This window comes from Holdemanella biformis DSM 3989 (assembly GCF_000156655.1).
Lineage (GTDB): Bacteria > Bacillota_I > Bacilli_A > Erysipelotrichales > Erysipelotrichaceae > Holdemanella > Holdemanella biformis.
This window is the reverse complement of record NZ_DS996840.1, coordinates 75,617-95,879: the sequence shown is the minus strand read 5'-3', so window position 1 is coordinate 95,879 and position 20,263 is coordinate 75,617. Positions and strand designations below refer to the sequence as shown.

Sequence of the window (20,263 nt, the reverse complement as noted above, 5' to 3'; positions counted from 1 at the left end):
ATAAGGCACCGCATGCGCATAATATTTATATAGATTCTATTCTTTCTTATGGTGTAATCGGAACAATTCTTGTGTTATGTTACACTTTTGTATTGAATAAAGAAATCTTTACTTCGAATACAAGAAAAGAAAATCCAGCTTTATTTGGTATGATGATGTGTTTTATAGCAATCGTATTGATTTATGGGTTGTTAGATTGCACGCTAAATATTGTTGCGACAGGAACATTATGTTTTATTATTTTAAATAGTGCTTGCATGTACAAAGAAAAATAAATACAATAAATTTAGAAGACAGACAGTAGAAGGAGTTTTATGAAATATATATCTCTTTTTGTCTGTTTTTTTATTGGTCTTCAAACATTGAATGTGCCAGATTATGAAAGGTTAATTTCAAATATAGAATCAAAAGTAGAAATAGTTGACGAAAGTAAGGCCAGCTTTTTATCTTTGAAATGTAGAGATGTAACAAATGCGATTCAAATTGAAAAGGCGGATCTAATTTGTAGAATAGAGATTCAAAGTCAAAAAAAGGATAAATTTGAATCAAAATATATACAGAAAAAGAACTATTATGAACTTAAAAAGCTAGAGTATGGCTTAGACTTAAATGCGATTCAAAAACAAGATTGTATGATTCAATCGTACTGGATAGATAAGGACTTAACGAAATGTTTCAATGAATATAAGTGTAGTCAAAATCAATATTTGAAAAGTAGAAAACAATGGAAAAAGAATAAGCATAAGCTTGATTTATGTGAATCTTATTTAACTCGTTTAGACAATTGTCAAAAGCGTTTGTTTGAGCGCTTTTCAAGTTTGTCTCAATTCAATGATTTGGGAGAGTTTGATCAAGATGCAATGATTGCTGGAAATGATGCATTACCTGCATATGGCGGATATGAAATTTTAGAAAACAAGGGTATGTCTTGTTTAGTTGATGGAAATTATGCGATTGATACATATAGTTCTTTTTGGCAAAATCCGGTTGAAAATGGTACAATCAGTGCTAGATGCTGGTCATATCCAGATGGAAGTCTTCATTTGGGCTTGGATATCGCAAGTAGTATGTATAGTGATGTGTATGCCCTAGCCAATGGCATAGTATTGTATGCGCATGCACCTGTAGAATCTAATAATGGATATCTTGGAAATATGTGTGGATGGCCAAGTGGAGCCGGCAATTCGATTTGTATGGTGGTAGCTGTTCATGATAAGTTATATGCGGTTAGTTATGCACACTTGTCTAATGAAATCTATGTAACAAGTGGCCAGCAAGTCAGTCAAAAAACAGTTATAGCGAAAAGTGGAAATAGTGGAAATTCAACAGGTCCTCATACACATATAGAGGTGTTTGAGTTAAAACAGGATTTGAATTCGACTGTAGAATATTTTAGAAACAGTGGTGCTGATTTTTCTTTTGGATGTGGCTTTAATGCAGCTGCAACATGCTCAGACTATGCGTGTCGTATAGATCCTGAGATAGTTTTGGAGGGTTTATGAGTCAAGAAATGTATTTTTCACGAATGAAGGAATTATTAAAAGATGAATATGATGCATATATGGAATCTTTATCAAAACCTTTATATCGTGGTATGCGTATTAATTTAAAAAAGGCAGAATTAAATGAATTTGATCATTTAGAAAGTCCAAGTCAATTTTGTAAGGAAAGCTATTATGTAGATAAACCCTTGGGAAATCATCCTTACCATATTTGTGGATGCTTCTATCTACAAGAACCAAGTGCATCGAGTGCAGTCGAAATCTTGGATGTGCAAGAAGATGATTATGTATTGGATTTATGTGCAGCTCCTGGTGGAAAGAGTACGCAGATTGCTTCTCATTTAAAAAGTGGGTATTTAGTATCGAATGAAATTGATGCGAAAAGAGCACAGATTCTTTTATCCAATATAGAGCGTATGGGTGTTAAAAATGTAGCTGTAACCAATTCGAGTGTAGATAAGCTTGCGAAAGTATTTGATTGTTGTTTCGACAAGATATTAGTAGATGCTCCTTGTAGTGGTGAGGGTATGATTAAAAAGCATGATATTGCCTTGAATCATTGGAGTATTGAAAATATTGAGCTTTGTGCAGCTCGCCAAAAAGAAATCTTAGAATATGCGTATTCGATGTTGAAACCGGGTGGTACTTTGGTATATTCAACTTGTACATATGCTTTGGAAGAAGATGAAGATGTTGTGTTATCTTTTTTAGAAAAACATGAAGATATTCAACTTGTAGATCCTGAAGTTTTGTGGGGAAGAAAAGGATTTAAAGATTTAAATGTGCGTCGTATCTTTCCAATGGATGGTGGTGAAGGCCATTTCATTGCAAAATTCAAGAAACAATCCGGTATTGCAGGTAAACTTCCAATTTTAAAATCTAAAAAAATAGATAAGATTACTGAGAAATTTTTGAAGGAACAATTGAATACATTACCAAACTATTACTATATAGATAATGATCGAGTCTATGGTATGGATGTTTGTTTTGTGGATTTTAAAAAAGTAAAAGTATTACGTCAGGGCGTATATTTAGGAGATGTTATTAAGAATCGTTTTGAGCCAAGTCATTCTTTTTATATGGTTGCAGATTTTGACTATAAAAGAAAAGTAGAAGTAACGCTAGAAGAGATGGATCTTTTTATGCATGGTGAAGTTTTACAAAAGGAATGTGATAAAGGTTACGTTGCCGTATGTTACAAAGGACATCCGTTTGGCTTTGGCAAGAGTGATGGAAGGCAAATCAAAAACAAGATTCCTAAAGGACTTCGTTTATTGCCAAATTCACATGTGAATATAGACTAAAAATGCCAGGAAAATTTATTCCTGGCATTTTTTTGCGATTTCTTTTGCGATATTATAATAGTCTTCTAATTGATCATCACTTGGTGTGTAACATTGATTGATGACATCGTGACAAGATTCAATTCCAGATTGTTGCATCCTTGTATCGATTTCTTTTGCGACTTGGTTAAACCATCCGTATGCGGCAAAGGCCAATCCTTTTTTGTTTTTCAATTTACATGGACGAATGTGTTCAAGGAAAGCTGCAACACTTGGTGCCATGACATTGTTGTAGGTTCCAGATCCAATACATACGACTTTAGCATCCATGATTTCGCGCATGACAATGCTTGATTTTGTATCCGATAATTTATAGACTTTTACATCCATACCAGCATCACTGAACCCTTCAGCTAAGCTTTCAGCAATCTGTTGTGTATGTTTCCATACAGATTCATATACAATAACGGCTTTGTTTTCTGTTTTTTGAGCTGCAATACCTTTATAAGTTTCAATGATATCACCAATATAGTCTTTCCAGATAATACCATGGGCAGGCATAATATATTCAATGTCTAAATTCATGCCTAGAATAAGGTTTAATTTAGCTTGTACCGGTGTTGTATATGGTAGAACAATATTCGCAAAGTATTCTTTGGCTTGTTTTAAACAATAAGCTTTATCTAATCCTTCATCTGTTAAGTTAAAGTTTACAATGTGTTGTCCAAAGGCATCGTTTGAGAATACAGTTTTTAATTGTGGACAATATGTCAACATGTTATCTGGCCAATGGATCATTTGCATTTCAACAAAGACAAAATCATATTTTCCTGTGTTGATTGTATCGTTTGTTTTAACGACTTGATAAGGTACTTGATCAAAGTATTGTTCAATCATGTTTTTCTTTCCGGAAATAGATGCATAAACTTTCGCATTTGGATATTTGGCATATACTTTTTTAAATCCACCAGAATGATCCGGTTCTGTATGTTGAACAACGATATTGTCAATTTCTCTTCCTTGTAGTACGGATTCCACTCTTTCTAACAGTTCTTCTGTAAATTCTTCTTCTACTGTATCGAATAATGTAACTTCATCATCTACCACTAAATAGGCATTGTATGTACATCCTTCATCAATTGGATATAAATCACCATGGAAGTGGCGGTTGTTTAAGTCTCTTACTCCGACCCAGTATACGTTATCTATAATTTTTTTAGCTCTTTTCATTTTAATTCACCTCTTTCTTTATTTTAAAATTTTTTATGAGTTATGTCTATTCATTTGCACACTTTTACATTTTTTAAATAAAAAATATAAAAAGTCAACTAAAAAGTGTAAGTGTTTTCTTTTTCTTGAGAGTATAATAAAAGCTAGGAGGAATTGTCGATATGATTATTCAAAGTAAAAGAGTTTGGGTGGTAAATACTTGGTTGGCAGCCCAAATTGAAGTAGAAGAAGGAAAGATTGTAAATATCTATCCATATGGCCAAAAAGATGTGGATGAAGATTATGGAGATAAGAGAATTATTCCTGGATTTATTGATGTGCACACACATGGTGCATATGGATTTGATACAAATGATGCGAATGAAGAAGGTCTTCGTAACTGGATGAAAAACATCGTTAAAGAAGGTGTTACAGGTATTCTTCCAACAACAATTACACAATCCGAAGAAGTTTTGACAAATGCGGTTAAAAATGTTGCGAAAGTGGTTGAAGAAGGGTATGAAGGTGCAGAAATTTTAGGTATTCACTTTGAAGGACCTTATTTGGACCAAGTATACAAGGGAGCTCAACCAGAACAATATTGTGTAAAACCAGATGTAGAACAATTTAAACGTTATTTAGCTGCTTCTAATAATTTAATTAAAATTGTGACTATGGCTTGTGAACATGATGATAATTTTGAATTAACAAAATTCTTACGTGCAAATGGAATTGTATGTAGTCAAGGTCACTCAGGAGCTACTTTTGAACAGGCTCGTTTAGCTATTGCGAATGGGGCAAACTCAATGACTCACGTATTCAATGGTATGACTAAATTCCATCACCGTGAACCAGGACTTGTTGGTGCAGCTATGCGTTATAGAGATGTATATGGTGAAATTATTTGTGATGGTAACCACTCTACTTATGAAGCATTAAATGATTACTTTACAGCTAAAGGGCCAGATCACTGCATTATGATTACAGATTCATTAATGGTGAAGGGATTGCCAGTTGGTACAAAAGTATTATTTGGTGGTAACGAAATCGAATTATATCCAGATGGAAGTGCTCATTTAACAGATACAAAGGGTCTTGCAGGAAGCACATTGCATGTCAATGATGGACTTCGTATTTTAGTAGAAAAGGCATTGGTTCCTTGGCAAACAGCTATCAATGCTTGTACATTGAATCCGGCTCGTATGTTAAATGTGGATGACCGTAAAGGATCGATTCAAACTGGAAAAGATGCAGACTTCGTTGTATTGAATGATGACTATTCTGTTGAAATGACTTACGTAAAAGGTCAAAAAGCATTTTAATAAACAAAAAGCACATTCACGAATGTGCTTTTATAATGTTTTCATGTTTTATAGTATCATCTAGTTTATTATCGGTGATGATCATGTCAAAATCATCAATATTGGCAATTTTTGACATATATTTTTTATTAAATTTTGTATGGTCTGCCATACAAATTTTTTTGTTTGAAGAAGCAAGAATGGCTTTTTTGACAAGTGCATCACTCATGCTAGGGATAGATACACCATAGTCTAAATCGATTCCTAAAACAGAGATAAAAGCTTTATCAATATAATAATTTTGAAAGAATTGAATCGTACTTTCAGATAATGCTGCTTGTGTAATAGGATTATAGGTTCCTGGAGCCATAATGATTTTAGCTTTTGTATTACGATCAACGTATTGAAGAATCTTCCAAAAGTTAGTGAATATAGTGATCTTTTTATGATGGATTCTTTTAAAGAGTTCAAGGCAGGTTGTACCACAATCTAAATAGATGGAGTCTTTATCATGAATGAGTGTACTTGCGAATATCGCAATTTCTTTTTTATCGGATTGAGAAATGCCTTCTTTGATTTCAAAAGCCGGTTCTGTAGATATAGACTCGTTTAATGTAGCTCCTCCATAGCTTTTTGTGGCAAGGCCTTGATTTTCAAGCATATCTAAATCTCTTCGAATCGTCATTAAGGAAACTGCGTATACTTTAGCTAATTCATTAACTTGTACTGTTTTATCTTTTTTTAATTTTTCATAGATTTCATATCTTCTTTGTGTTGTGTTCATAATTCTATTAAAGCACAAAAAAGAACATAAAGAAACATGTTTTATTGTGTTTATTTAAGATAATTTGTTTGATGTGAAATGGATGTTGAAACGGATTTTATCAAGTGTTAGGATACATATGAACTTAAGGAGGATTTATCATGGAATTGATTATTGATTCATCAAATATTGAACAAATTAAAGAACTAAACGATTTACTAACAATTACTGGGGTTACGACAAATCCTACAATTCTTACAAAATCAGGCAGAGAAGCCATGGATGTTGTAAAAGATTTATGCGAAGTGTTGAGCGAAGATCAATTGTTGTTTATTCAAACTGTACAAACTTCTTTCGAGGGAATCATGGAAGAGGCTAAAATGATTTCTTCCATTCGTAATAAAAATATGTATGTGAAAATTCCTGTTACACATGAAGGATTAAGAGCTATCAAGGAATGTAAAAAATTAGGCATTCACACATTGGCTACAGCCATCTATACTGCAGATCAAGCATTTTTGGCAGCTATGAATGGAGCTGAATATTTAGCACCTTATACAAATCGTATGTGTAATTATGGGGATGGTGTACAAGATGTTAAAGACTTGATTGAAATGTTAAGAGTGAATCATATGCCGGCTAAAGTGATTGCTGCAAGCTTTAAAAATACATATCAAGTACATGAATTGATCAAGGCAGGTATTCAAGCTGTGACTGTTCCTTGTGATGTTTTATATCAAATGATTGATCATCCAGGAACAAAGATTGCGGTTGGTGAATTTAGTGTGAATTGGCAAAGAGCTTATAATCGTAACACATTCGAAAAGTAGAGAAAATCTACTTTTTTCTTTTTCAAAAAATATTAGCACTTAAGTGTTGACAGTGCCAAAAAGAGTGTTATACTATCATTAGCAATCATAAATAGTGAGTGCTAAGTACAAGGAGGTGCTTATTTATGAATATCGAACAAATGTCAGAGCGTTTACAGAAAATTTTAATGGATGCGATCAATTTAGCGAAATCTAACCAACATCCTAGTGTGGATACAGTGGATATGTTGGAGACGATTTTTAAGGATGATGTATTGGATGGTTTATTTGAGCGTATTGGTTTAGATAAAGCGCGTGCTTTACAGATGGTTCAAAAAGAATCAAATCGTGTCGCAAAGAGCTCGACAAGTAATATAAATTTATCAAATGAAGTCCAAAAATCGTTTGAGGATGCACAAAACTGGGCAAGTCAACATGATGAGACTTATTTATCAGTGGCTAGTGTATTCTTAGCTTTATTATTCAATCGTTCTTATATTTCTAAAGAATTGGTTAGAACTTTTAATTTGAATAAGGATGCTTGTTATAAAGCTGAATTAGAGCGTCGTAATGGAAAGAAATTTGATACGCCAAATTCAGAAGAGAATGTAGAAGCTTTAAAGAAATATGGTCGTGATCTAGTCCAGGATGTGCGTGATGGTAAGATTGATCCAATTATTGGTCGTGATGATGAGATTCGTCGTGTTATGCAGATTTTATCGCGTAAGACAAAGAATAATCCCGTTTTAATTGGTGAGCCAGGTGTTGGTAAAACAGCCGTTGTTGAAGGTATTGCTTGGCGTATTATGAAGGGGGATGTACCAGAGTCTTTAAAAGAGAAAAGATTGATTGAATTAGATATGGGATCTTTGATTGCGGGTGCTAAGTATCGTGGTGAATTTGAGGAGCGCTTAAAATCCATTTTGGATGAAGTGAAAAAATCGGATGGACAAATCATCTTATTTATTGATGAAATTCATAACTTAGTTGGTGCTGGTAAAACAGAAGGTAGCATGGATGCCGCTAACTTATTAAAGCCAATGTTAGCTCGTGGTGAACTTCATTGTATTGGTGCAACAACATTTAATGAATACCGTAAGTATATCGAAAAGGATGCAGCTTTAGAGCGTCGTTTCCAAAAAGTACAAGTGGCACAACCAAGTGTTGAAGATACAATTAGTATTTTGCGTGGATTGAAAGATCGTTTTGAAAGCTATCATGGTGTGCGTATTTTGGATGAAGCTTTAATTGCGGCAGCCACAATGTCGGATCGTTATATCACAGATCGTTTCTTGCCAGATAAAGCGATTGATTTGGTGGATGAGGCGTGTGCTACATTAAAAGTTGAAATGGAAAGTATGCCTCAAGAATTGGATGAATTACAGCGTAAGATCTTGCAGCTTCAAATTGAAAAGACTTCCCTTCAAAAAGAAGAAGATAAAAGAGCGGTTGAACGTCGAGAAGAAATTGAAGGTGAATTGGCTTCTTTACAATCAAAACGTGATGAGATGCATTCTAAGTGGGAAGATGAAAAGCGTGGTTTGGCCAATGAAAAAGAAGATAAACAACGTTTGGAGAAGGCTCGTTTAGATTTGGAACAAGCTCGTAATGAAGCTCGTTATGAAGATGCAGCGAAACTTCAATATGGAACGATTCCAGAATTAGAGGCTCGTATTCAAAAAGAACAGGCAAGTCAAAAAGAGGATGCATTAATTCAAGAAACGGTAAATGAGGAATTGATTGCGAAAATCGTTTCTAGATGGACAGGTGTTGAAGTTACGCGTTTGGTTGCGAGTGAAAGAGAAAAATTATTGAATTTGAAAGCAGAACTTGAAAAACGTGTAGTTGGGCAAGATGAAGCTCTCGAACTTGTAACGGATGCGATCTTGCGTTCAAAAGCACAGATTCAAGATGAAAATCGTCCAATTGGATCTTTCATGTTCTTAGGCCCTACAGGTGTTGGTAAAACAGAAGTTGCCAAAGCTTTGGCAGAACAGTTATTTGATGATGAAAGACACATTGTGCGTATTGATATGAGTGAGTATATGGAAAAGCATAGTGTGGCACGATTAATTGGTGCACCTCCAGGATATGTGGGATATGATGAAGGTGGTCAATTGACCGAGGCAGTTCGTCGTAATCCATATAGTATTGTCTTATTTGATGAAATTGAAAAGGCACATCCAGATGTATTTAATGTGCTACTTCAAATCTTGGATGATGGTCGTATTACAGATTCGAAAGGTGTTACTGTTGATTTTAAGAATACAATTATTATCTTAACGTCAAATTTAGGTAGTCAATATGCCTTTGAATCTGGCAATATTCATGAAAAATATATGGAAGAAGTAAAACGTCACTTTAAACCAGAATTCATTAATCGTATCGATGAAATTATTGTGTTTAATGCATTAAATGATTCAGCCTTTATTAAGATTGCCCATAAATTTGTTGGTTTACTACAAAAACGTTTGGCAGATCGTGACATTACATTGAATGTAAGTGATGCCGTATATAATCAAATTGCCAAAATGGGTGTAGATCCTGTGTATGGGGCTCGTCCTATGAAGCGTTATATTCAAAGAAATCTTGAAACACAGATTGCGAAGGAAATGATTAAAACTGGCGCTATGCAAGGGGATGTAATCCATGTAGATTGTCAAGATGGCGAGTACACATTTGATATTCAAGGAAGATAGTGAATTATCTTCCTTTCTTTTTGGATTTCGAGGTATAATAGGGTCAGGAAGTGATAGTATGTCTTTAAAAGAATGGATTCAAGAAAGTAATAATATTGTATTTTTTGGTGGAGCTGGCGTGTCAACGGAAAGTAACATACCAGATTTTCGTAGTGATAATGGATTGTATAAAAAGAAATATCCTTATCCTGCTGAAATTATGTTGTCACATAGTTTTTATTTAAGTCATCCCAAAGAGTTTTTTGACTTTTATTTTAATCAGATGATTTATTCGGACGCAAAGCCGAATAAGGCGCATCTTGCTCTTTCAAAACTGGAACAGATGGGTAAATTAAAGGCTATCGTTACACAGAATATTGATGGTTTACATCAGATGGCGGGTTCTAAACATGTATATGAGCTTCATGGAAGTGTACTAAGAAATACGTGCACACATTGTCAAGCAAAGTATTCTTTAGAGGATATGATGAAGTATAGGGATAGTGATGGTATTCCTAGATGCCCTAAGTGTGGTGCCATTATTAAGCCAGATGTAGTCTTATATGAAGAAGGTTTAGATGAATATACTTTGTATTCAGCCATTCATGCGATTGAAAAGGCAGATCTTTTAATTGTAGGTGGAACAAGCTTGGTTGTATATCCTGCAGCAGGCTTGATTAATTATTTCCATGGTAAACATTTGGTGTTGATAAATAGAGACACTACGAACATGGATTCAAAGGCGGATCTTGTGATTCATGATTCAATTGGAAAAGTTTTAGATGATTCACTATGTGAAGTTTATGTGAAATAAACACTAAACTTGAAATTTGAACATAAATCAACTAAAATTTTGTCATGTCAGAAAAAAACAAGAGATCTTTTATACGTGATGGATTGTATAACATAAATCGAACAATGCAGCTTGATCCTGCAGCCCATTCTAAATGGGAAGTGTTTTGGCTATATCCGCACATCAAAGCGATTGGCCTGCATCGAATGGCCCATTGGTTTTGGGTGCACAATCATACATTTATTGCCCGTTGGGTAAGTAATCGAGCAAGGCATTGGACGGGTATTGAAATTCATCCTGGTGCTGTGATTGGTCGAGGATTGATGATTGATCATGGTATGGGTGTTGTGATTGGTGAAACGGCAATTATTGGTGATGATTGTCAGCTTTATCATGGTGTTACACTAGGTGGAACAGGTAAGCAACATGTAAAAAGACATCCTACTTTAGAGGATGGTGTATATATTGGTTGTGGGGCCAAATGTTTAGGAAATATCACTTTAAAAAAGGGTTGTCGTATAGGGGCCAATGCGGTACTTTTAAAAGATGTACCTGAAGGTGCTACAGCCGTGGGTATTCCTGCAAGAATTATAGAGAAGAAATAGGTGGTTATATGTGGAAATATCGTTGTAAATCCCATTTAATAGCGATGAGTGTCGCTTTTGTGGTTGGCTTAGCCTTGAGTGCAGTTGTATTTTCAAGTGGAGTGGATTTGAATTCAGATATGTTTTCAAGTGCTTTAAGTCAAGCTCCAGGTGTAAATACAGAAGCATTGAATCAAGTTTTGACCTATCTACAAAATAATATGTGGATTTTATATCTTGGGGATGCCCTATTGATTTCGGGGATTATAAATATTATTTATATTGGTCAATATGTAACGGCTCGTTTCAATATAAGTCCATGGATCATAATGTTTTTAATATTTTTCTTACCAGAATATATGATTTATATTGGAACTCTACTTGTGATTCCTGCCTTTATTGTTTGTATTTATGGAATGTTGAGTTTACGCTCTAGTATTTCTAAAGAGCGTAGAGAATTTAATTTTTCAAATGATGATGAATTGGTTCGTATGTATAAGATCCATCATAATTTAGATGAGTCTTATAAAGAACTCGCAAAGACATGTCGTAAAAATGTTCGTAAATTAAATGGAATCTATGCCTTAGGTATTGTTGCCTTATTGGTGATTTTAATTTTGATCAATAATATGTTGCTTCTAGCTGTATTGTTGATGTTCTATTTATTTGCGTTTAATCTTGTTTTAAGATATCGTGCAGTATCTCTTCTTCCAATCACAAGGTTATTATATGAAGATTGTGATCCAGAAGCGTGTGCGAGTGCTATTATTTACTATTGTACAAATTCAAAAGGACATACGCGTTTAAAACAACATACATTACTTGCGCAATGCTTGATTTATTTAAATGATCCAGAATTAGCTCAAGATGTATTGATTTCATATCCTAGAAAGGATGCTGCAAGTTCTTTACAATATTGGTCATTGATGTCTTATATTGATTATATGTTAAAAGATGAAGATGGATTATCTCGTTGTAAAGAAGAAGCACAAAGTATTCGTCTACATTATGGACGTGCTGGTATCATGATTCAAAGTGAAGAAATGGCAGCTATTGAAAATAAGATTCATTTAATGGATGGAGATTTTAACACATGTAAGAAGTATTATTTACAAGGGCTTCAAAGGGCAAATTTTCCATTTCAACAAGTGGATTCATGTTACTATATCGCTTTAATTTCCTTTGTGGAAGAAGATTATAAATTAGCTCGTATGTATTTTGAAAAGGTTCTTGAGATTGGTAATCGTATGTATTTTGTTGAGAAAGCTAAAAACTATTTAGCTAAAATTGATAAGATTTATCCTGAACCAACCAATGATGTAGTAGAATAGTTGTAGTAAAAGAAAAATAAATCTCACAAAAGCCTGTGATATGGCCAAACATAAATGTGAACACAAAACTCAATCCGGTATTGATGAAAAACAGGATTGAGTTTTTATTTAGATTTACAGGAATATAGAAAAACCATTCCATAATGAATGAAGCGACAAATAGGATGGATAGCCATACGTGTAGATCTTTTAAAATTGTAATATTGTTATATGGAATTGAAGATGAAAGAATCATGCCAAGACAAATTAGGGCATGATTTTTTTTATTGTATTTCACATTCTGTTTTTCCCAGATTTTCTTTGAATAATAATAAAAGCCAAAAGCTGAACTAAGTGCCCACAAAAATAAATAGATGGGGTGATTTAACTGATTTCCAATATAGGTTTGATTGTCGTAAAATACGTCGATCCAGAAAAAAGGAAGAATATTGAGTATGGTTTGGATTAAATAAACGTGAATATAAGTTAAAGATTTCATCATTGTTTCATTTTAGAACAAAAAAGTGCGAAAAATCAAAAAAATAATGAAAGTTTTCTCGAAAAACCTCTTTTAAAAACGTTTAAGAATATGGAGGTGATGAAATGACCGAATGGATTGAACAAGATAAAAAGGATGAAAACCACTTGTATGTACATTTAAAAGATCCAAGTTTATTAGATCTATCCATCTTTGATCGAATGTCAAATGATGATTTTTGTCTTCCTTGTATGCTGACAAATGAAAAAAGTGCATCCATTGTTTATGCGACAGAAGGCTATATTCCTTTACATGATTTTTTAAGTCAATATGTGTTTGAAAATGAAGAAGGATATATTTTCTTGCATCAACTTTTTGAACAGGCTATCGCATCCAATCGAAATAAACCTGTTTTATTTGATCCAGATTATGTATTTGTTTCTGGCTTTGGCGATCGGTTTGCCTTTGTGGTTGTCCCTATTCAAATCTCGAATTGGATGTTTCAAAAAGATATGTCTGAAAAATGGGTTGAGTATATCGCAAAGACTATGCAAACGACAACCGCATTTGAAATTCCTGGCTTTTTATTGAAATTTTTAAAGAGTGCAGAATTCAGTTTGCCAAATCTTGTCTTAGGACTTGATAATATCCGAACGCTTTATTATCCAAAAAAATTCTCTTTTTTCAAACACAGGCGTATACAGACATTTAAAGTCAAAGAACCCATACAAGCTTTTCATAGAAATCATGCTGTTGAATCTAGTTCGGAAGATAAAACGCAACTCTTACAAGTTCAAGTTAACTTTTCTGCTTATTTAGTGATTGAACAAGATACATACGCTTTATCAAATGAAATTAATTTAGTGGGAAGAGCTATGATTTGTGATGTCAGACTTCAAGATATAAGTGTCTCTTTAAAACATGCCAAGATTGTTTGTGAAAATGACAGGTATTATATTCAAGATTTAAAGAGCACGAATAAAACGTATTTAAATGGAAAAGAAGTCAAGCGAAAGATGCGTTTAAAAAATGGAATGAAAGTACGATTTGGTGATGTTGAATGTGAATTTAAAGAAGGATAGATACAAGATTTTAGAGTCTTACAATTCAAATGTATATCGTGTTCAAGATGAGTTGAGTACTTGTATTTATATATTAAAAGTATGTCAAAACTATGAAACAAAGCGATATAAACATCAATTTAAAACAGAAATCGATGTGCTTTCAAAGTTGAATTCGTTTCTTGCGCCTAGTTTAGTCACGTGTTTTGAAGATGAGATGGCTCAATATTTTGTTGAAACATATATTCCAGGAATGAATGCGAAACAATTTATGAAACGATATAAAGGCTTTATTAAAAGGTATCGCTTGTTGTTGGATATTTTGATTGTTTTACAAGCTTTGCATGAAATTGGATATCTCTATATTGATTTGAAGTTAGAAAATATTATTTATTATCAGAATCGTTTTTATTTAATTGATTTTAATGCATGTATTGAGAATCATTCGCGTGTTGCGATTATGGCATCTAAATCCAATTGTGCACCCGAATTAATGAATCTTCATGAAAAGGATGTTCGCTGTGATATCTATGCACTTGGCTCTTTAGTACATGAGCTATTTGGATTTTGGATGATGCCCATTGTGTTTTTGTGCCATCAAAAACAAGAAAGAAGAATTTCTCATTTATCTACTTTTAAGACAATGATTGTTTTACATATGTTCATTCACATTTTGGTTGTACTTTCTTTATGTATTCTGTCTGTCTTCTTAATTTTAAAAAGTACAAGTCCAAAAAATGTGTTTGATGCCTACTATTATCATCATAATATTGCCTTGTTTGAAAAGGCCTATCATGAATCTGATCAAAAAGATCGTTTATATACATGGGTTTTAAATGGCTGGATCTTAGATGATGTATACCAAAATGAACAAGCATCCATATTTTTGATGAAGGAGGCGATTTCTACGAGTGATGCGACATTGATTCAATATGTATATGATCGTGTGTCTTTAAAAAAGGGATCAAAACTGGAAACTTTCGTTATGATGTATTTAAAACCCAACGCAAATCGTGTGAATCGATGTATGACTTTGGCAAATGAGGGCAACATGTTATTAAAAGATAAGCTTGATATATATAATCAGTGTCTACAAATCGCAATTCATGAAGAGTTTAAGATTTCATTAACGCCTGTGCGTACTTGGTTAGAGAGTGTGGATGAATCACAGCTATTGAAGTATACAAAAGAATTTGAAGATTTAGGATGTAATTACTTAGAATATTTACTTTTATTACGAAATAAGGAGGGTGAGATCATGGAAGTACCTGTGGTGTTTGTTGATCATTTAAAAAGTAATCGATGGAATGATATATATGCGTTTTGGAGGAGTTTATGATTTGGATGCAGGATGTAGCTTATACTGACTATATTTATTGGCAGGAAACAAATTCGTTTATCAATGGTGTAGCTTCATCAAGTCAAAATATAGAATTGTTTTTTGACAAGAAAGTAGACCGGGATTCTAGTTTAGTTATTTATGATGGAAAACAAGTGGATCTAAGTCACGATCATATTTATATTGATGTTCAAAAAGAAGGTGTTACACAACTCGTTTATATATTAAAAGATGTGGATGGTTATGCTTTAGAACAAGGTGAAAAATCTATTCTTTTAGATACAACGATTCCAGATGTTGTAGTTAAGGTAAAGAATCATAATATTATGGATGTTTTGCCTTTAGAAAATAAAGAAACAATTCATGTTGAGATTCTTGAAGAAAACTTAAAAAGTGTAGAAGTGTATTTAGATGATGAAAAAATGGATTGTGAAGGCAAAGAATTTGATATAGATGTGACAAATCAAAATCATACATTACGCATTCTTTGTAGAGATGTTGCGGGCAATGAAGTAGAACGAAAAATTGATATATTACCAATCGTGTTTCCTGAATGCGAGTTAAAGGACACGTTATATACAAAAGAGAATAAGATGGATCTCAAGTTTGATGGAATTTGTGAAATGCCATTTTATTTGAAGGTATATTGTGGACAAGATTTATGTTATTCTCTGGATTTAGAAAATCGAGATGCAATAACAGTTGATTTTACTTCAAATGGAACGTATACATTTGTTCTAGAACATAAGGAATATCCTCAAATTAAAAAAGTATTAGAAGGATCGATAGTCTATTCAAACATAACTCCCATTATCACTTTACAGCCATCTAGCAAAGTTTCGAATGAAGATGTATTTGTAGGTTTAAATTGGTATGTTCCATATATAAAGAAAGCTTATGTGGATGTAGAACTCGATGGAATCAAAGATCGTCATCCGTTTAATGAAGAAATTTGTTTAAAGGCTGTAGAAAATAAAGATTTATTCTATAAAGTTTTTGCGTATGCCATGGATGCCTTTGGAAATGAAGTTTCGGATATGGTTATTGTACGTATTGATAAGAGGGCTCCATCAACAAGTTTATATCTAAATAATGAACAGGTATTGGATAAAAAAATAATTAAGAAATTACCTGAATTTGAATTTTTGATTGATGACAATCGTGCAAATATGCGTATTGAATATTACATAAATGGTGTATTGATGGATATGGATATCGAAAAAGTATTCAATCGTATGATTAAAGATGATGTGTTAAAGGTTAAAACGTACACTTATGATGCATTATCAAATTTTGAAATAAAAGAATATGAATTTATGTTTAGTCCAGATAAGAAAATAGAAATGGTTTCCAAAAGTGAACAGATTCTACGTAGTGATGAAGTGGCAACATTTGAACGAATATGGAGTGTAAATGAAAAGAATGAATTGGTCTTAGAAAAAAATACAAAAGTACTTACTTCAAAATCGAAGCCGAAGATTCATTATGTGCGAAAAAAGAATAAAGTACAAATTTTTTCCAAAGATCAGATTGAATCTTGTTTTGTGAATGGAAAGAAGATTGCGATTCAAAAAGATGTGTTGGGACATGATTTTGTGGAAATATCGTTAAAAAAATCAAAAACGACCATTGAAGTCAAAGCTAAAAATGATTCGGGTGTTACTACGATAAAGAAATCAGAAATTAAAAAACCAATCTTAAAAAAATCATTTTTACAGCAATTGTGGATTTGGATTCAGCGTGTCTTTAAATTATGATCAAGCTTTGGATATATACAAAGGATCATTGTGCGTGGTTTGATGTAGATTCCATTCATGAATATGACAGGTTTCAATTTGAGAGAAGAAATCAAGGTGTTTGTATCTTTTACAAACAAAATAAAAAAGTATTAAAATGCAATGAATCTTGTATCTTGGATCATACAACTTTCTTTCTTGATGAAAAACAAAGTACACAATGTCATTTTCCAATAGAGACTTCTATTCAGGTGGGAAGAAGTAGCTTGTGTAATATACAGTTGTTTAAAAGTGGAGTATCCAGGTTTCATTTTAAAATTGAAAAGGACGTATTGCAAGACTTAGATAGTTTAAATGGTACATACGTAAATTCAAAGCGTGTACATTCAACTCAGTTAAGTATTCAGGATGAAATCGTGATTGCGAATATTCGTATGATTTATTTTAAAAAGTATCTGCTTGTAGATATGGTGGATAATCCTTTTGAAAATAAGGATTTAAAACGAGAAGAACCCATGTTCTATCCATCCAATTTAAATGTTCAATTACCAACAATACAAACGTGGGACATACAGATGCCACAAATCCATCGTGTAGTTTGTAAACAGAGTCTTTTTAGTGCCATTGGGCCATCGTGTATGATCGCAAGTTCTGGTTTTATTTCTTCGATTCTGATTGGGTATCTTCAAAAACAAAGCGTGGAAACACTATTCATGAGTATGATCAGCTCTTTAACAATGGCTGTAACATTTATGATTTATGGTTTATATAATCGAAACTATCAATATAAATTGGGCGTAAAAGAAAATCAGAAAAGTCTAGATATGTATGATGGATATTTAAAACGAATGTATGAAAAAGAGGGCTTGTTGAAGCATGATTTTGAAAAGAAGGTAAATCTATATATCAAAAAGTACGTGGATACTTTTAAACATGAAACGAAGGATATTGTTTATGTGGGGTGCACAAAATTAAAGTGGTGTGCTATTTCATATCGTGAAGTGTCTTATGAATATGCATTAAATGATTTAATTCAAAAAAGAGAGCGATTGATAGAATCTTTAAATTCCAAAATACTACAACCTGTCTTCTTAAAAAAAGGGGAAGTATGTTGGATCAAAGGGAATATAGAAGAGAGTTTGATTTTGTTTGAGAACTATTTGTGGTATTCAAATTCGATGCGTAAGTGGTTGTGGCTGCAAGATTTTGATGAAATAAAAGATGTTTTATTGAATCCATTTTGTATTGTGAATGAAAAGTCGAATTCAGAATTCATAGTGGTTACTAGGGATTTAAAATGTCAGCCCAAAGGGTATTATTGTTTGATCTATATAGGAAAGAAAGAACCATCCTTCCATTATGACTATTGTATTCAAAATATATGTATTTCCAATATAAATAAAGATCAAAAAAGATATCTTTTAAAATCACAGAATATGGATTTTTATCAACAGTTGATTGAGAAAGGACCCATTCGAAAAGAGCGCTATGTGATGAGGGTTCCTGTTGGAATGCGTGAATCCAATCAAATTGTGTATATGGATTTTCGTAAATATGGATCTCACGGATTGGTTGCGGGTATGACCGGATTTGGAAAAAGTGAATTTATAAGTTTTTTGTTGATGATGATGATTTGGCATAATGCTCCAAGTCAATTTCAATATATATTAATCGATTTTAAAGGAGGTGCTTTTGGACAGCCATTTTATGAATTTGCGCATTGTGCAGGAATTGTTACAAATCTGGATGCACAATCCATGGAACGCTTTTTTATGAGTATGAATTATGAACTGGAAAAAAGGCAACGCTTATTTTTAGCGGCAAAAGTAGCTGATATCATTGCCTATAATGAAACGCACACACTCTCGCATCTATGGATATTTGTGGATGAGTTTGCGCAATTAAAGACTCGTTTTCCGCAATTTATGTCACAGCTTCAAGAAATCGCACGTATTGGAAGATCTTTAGGGATACATTTAGTTCTAAGTACACAAAAACCTTTGGGAATCATTGATGATCAAGTTATGTCAAATACAAGTTGGAAGGCGTGCTTCCATGTGAATAATGTACAAGATAGTCGTGAGATTCTACAAAACGAAAAGGCTTATACTTTAAAGAATCCAGGGGATATGGTTCTACAAACAAAAAATGAGAGTATTGAATGTAAAAGTTTTTATCTACAAAAATATGTGGATGAAAAGTCTTGGCGTGAAATCAATGAGCGAAAAGAAGTTATCCAATCCAAACAACATTTAAGTATGCGTGTAATAGATGCATTAAAAGAAAAAGTCAATGTGTTGAAAGAAGAAAAATCATGGGTATTGTTGCCAAAGAAAGTTTCGAAAGAGGACTTTGGAATTTTGGATTTACCATTTAAACAAAAGCAGTGTGAGCTTGTTTTTGATCATTTACAGCTTATATATACAAAGAGTATGGATATTGTATATAGCTTAATAAATTACTTTAAGGATGAAACCATTTATGTATATGGAACTCATGTATTAAATGATTATGTGGATTTTAACTTTTTTAAATCTAGGTGTTTTCATCAGATTCAAAGTGGAGTTTGTATTGTTTTTGAAGATGAAAATCTTGATTTATCTTTATTGAATGAAAATGTGCGTGCATTTATTATTACGGAAAACGAGGACACTCGATTGAAATGGATACAAAGTAAGTATGTATTTGATGTGGATAGTTTGGATGATAAAAGAATATATTTTGACACCTACCAATTGCCTTCTTATCTAAACATGACATGTTATGAAAATACATATGTAGAGTGTATTTATAATCGAGTAAGTGAATCCAATTTAAAAAGAAGAGCGTGTAAGCCATTTTCTTATCGAAAAGAACGAAATTGTATTGGCTTTGAAAGTCAGAGTGATCGCCCTGTGTTTATTGATGAGAAAAGAAAACTTTATGTTTTATATATGCATGAAGAATATAGGTGTAAAGCTTATAAGTTATGTGAGAATCTTTCACATCTTAAAATTTGTTCAGACTTAGGTTCAAATAGTGATATTTATGTAATTTGTGTAGATTTTAAACAATTGACAAATGAAGTGTTTCAAAAAGCTTTATATCAGGCGCAAGTATTATGGGTTGGCTATGGATTGAAGGAGTATGGATATACATTGAGGCGTAAACTTCCTTATGAAAGCTTTGATTGTGTATTTTTTAAAGATCAAAATGAAGGGATTGGAGTTTATGAATGAGATCGGCATATATCTTTCTTTTGATCGAAAGATGATTTTTGTTTCTGAGTCGTATCGAGTACAAGATTTTTTTGATGAGTTTTTAGAGTATGAAGTACGATATGTGTTTAATGTTACGGTAATGTGTTTTTTGGATTTGAATAAAACATTTAAAGAAAATCATATTGCGCATTGCGATATGTTGATTTATGGGAGGTAA

At 32.9% G+C, this 20,263-nt stretch carries 15 protein-coding genes and 1 pseudogene; 14 read left to right on the top strand and 2 right to left on the bottom strand.

The genetic code is table 11. The features are described from left to right. The 3 genes and pseudogenes from EUBIFOR_RS01315 to EUBIFOR_RS01305 form a co-directional block, all read left to right on the top strand. A pseudogene (locus EUBIFOR_RS01315) lies at window positions 1-275 on the top strand (O-antigen ligase family protein); the annotation flags it as partial. Between the two features lie 39 nt (window positions 276-314). Next, a complete protein-coding gene (locus EUBIFOR_RS12040; protein ID WP_003864086.1) occupies window positions 315-1,502 on the top strand; it encodes a M23 family metallopeptidase in 1,188 nt (395 codons plus the stop codon). Further along, window positions 1,499-2,806, top strand: a complete 1,308-nt coding sequence (locus tag EUBIFOR_RS01305; RefSeq protein ID WP_003864085.1) for an RsmF rRNA methyltransferase first C-terminal domain-containing protein — start codon at window positions 1,499-1,501, stop codon at window positions 2,804-2,806. The genes EUBIFOR_RS12040 and EUBIFOR_RS01305 overlap by 4 nt, the downstream gene beginning before the upstream one ends. Window positions 2,807-2,821: 15 nt before the next feature. On the opposite strand, the gene EUBIFOR_RS01300 is transcribed toward EUBIFOR_RS01305, so the two are convergent. Further along, window positions 2,822-4,015, bottom strand: coding sequence for an FprA family A-type flavoprotein (locus tag EUBIFOR_RS01300; protein WP_003864084.1), 1,194 nt, complete (start codon window positions 4,013-4,015; stop codon window positions 2,822-2,824). 161 nt (window positions 4,016-4,176) lie between these two features. Here EUBIFOR_RS01300 and nagA point away from each other — a divergent pair, with 161 nt between their 5' ends. After that, a complete protein-coding gene (gene nagA / locus EUBIFOR_RS01295) occupies window positions 4,177-5,316 on the top strand; it encodes an N-acetylglucosamine-6-phosphate deacetylase (protein WP_003864083.1) in 1,140 nt (379 codons plus the stop codon). Between the two features lie 16 nt (window positions 5,317-5,332). Here nagA and EUBIFOR_RS01290 read toward each other — a convergent pair whose 3' ends face one another. Then, a complete protein-coding gene (locus EUBIFOR_RS01290) occupies window positions 5,333-6,079 on the bottom strand; it encodes a DeoR/GlpR family DNA-binding transcription regulator (RefSeq protein ID WP_003864082.1) in 747 nt (248 codons plus the stop codon). A gap of 140 nt (window positions 6,080-6,219) precedes the next feature. Here EUBIFOR_RS01290 and EUBIFOR_RS01285 point away from each other — a divergent pair, with 140 nt between their 5' ends. From EUBIFOR_RS01285 to EUBIFOR_RS01240, 10 genes are all read left to right on the top strand, one after another. Next, window positions 6,220-6,888 carry a transaldolase family protein gene (locus EUBIFOR_RS01285; RefSeq protein ID WP_003864081.1) on the top strand — a complete coding sequence of 223 codons (669 nt, stop codon included), beginning with the start codon at window positions 6,220-6,222 and terminating at the stop codon, window positions 6,886-6,888. Window positions 6,889-7,013: 125 nt separating this feature from the next. Next, window positions 7,014-9,566 (top strand): ATP-dependent Clp protease ATP-binding subunit, encoded by a 2,553-nt coding sequence (locus tag EUBIFOR_RS01280; protein WP_003864080.1) that lies wholly within the window; start codon window positions 7,014-7,016, stop codon window positions 9,564-9,566. 58 nt (window positions 9,567-9,624) lie between these two features. After that, window positions 9,625-10,359 carry an NAD-dependent protein deacylase gene (locus tag EUBIFOR_RS01275; protein ID WP_040466027.1) on the top strand — a complete coding sequence of 245 codons (735 nt, stop codon included), beginning with the start codon at window positions 9,625-9,627 and terminating at the stop codon, window positions 10,357-10,359. Between the two features lie 44 nt (window positions 10,360-10,403). Beyond that, window positions 10,404-10,943: a serine O-acetyltransferase EpsC gene (epsC, locus tag EUBIFOR_RS01270; protein ID WP_003864078.1), complete on the top strand. Its 540-nt coding sequence runs from the start codon at window positions 10,404-10,406 to the stop codon at window positions 10,941-10,943. Window positions 10,944-10,951: 8 nt separating this feature from the next. Further along, window positions 10,952-12,253 carry a hypothetical protein gene (locus EUBIFOR_RS01265; protein ID WP_040466026.1) on the top strand — a complete coding sequence of 434 codons (1,302 nt, stop codon included), beginning with the start codon at window positions 10,952-10,954 and terminating at the stop codon, window positions 12,251-12,253. Window positions 12,254-12,835: 582 nt separating this feature from the next. Next, entirely contained in the window at window positions 12,836-13,792 is a 957-nt protein-coding gene (locus tag EUBIFOR_RS12035) for an FHA domain-containing protein (protein ID WP_003864076.1), read from the top strand. Continuing rightward, window positions 13,773-15,110, top strand: a complete 1,338-nt coding sequence (locus EUBIFOR_RS12030; protein ID WP_050755919.1) for a protein kinase domain-containing protein — start codon at window positions 13,773-13,775, stop codon at window positions 15,108-15,110. Before EUBIFOR_RS12035 ends, EUBIFOR_RS12030 begins: the two co-directional genes overlap by 20 nt. Continuing rightward, window positions 15,107-16,867, top strand: coding sequence for a hypothetical protein (locus tag EUBIFOR_RS01250; RefSeq protein WP_003864074.1), 1,761 nt, complete (start codon window positions 15,107-15,109; stop codon window positions 16,865-16,867). The genes EUBIFOR_RS12030 and EUBIFOR_RS01250 overlap by 4 nt, the downstream gene beginning before the upstream one ends. Next, the gene (locus EUBIFOR_RS01245; protein WP_003864073.1) at window positions 16,864-20,064 is read left to right on the top strand and encodes an FtsK/SpoIIIE domain-containing protein; all 3,201 of its coding nucleotides are present in this window, start codon (window positions 16,864-16,866) and stop codon (window positions 20,062-20,064) included. The genes EUBIFOR_RS01250 and EUBIFOR_RS01245 overlap by 4 nt, the downstream gene beginning before the upstream one ends. After that, window positions 20,057-20,263, top strand: coding sequence for a hypothetical protein (locus EUBIFOR_RS01240; RefSeq protein ID WP_003864072.1), 207 nt, complete (start codon window positions 20,057-20,059; stop codon window positions 20,261-20,263). Before EUBIFOR_RS01245 ends, EUBIFOR_RS01240 begins: the two co-directional genes overlap by 8 nt.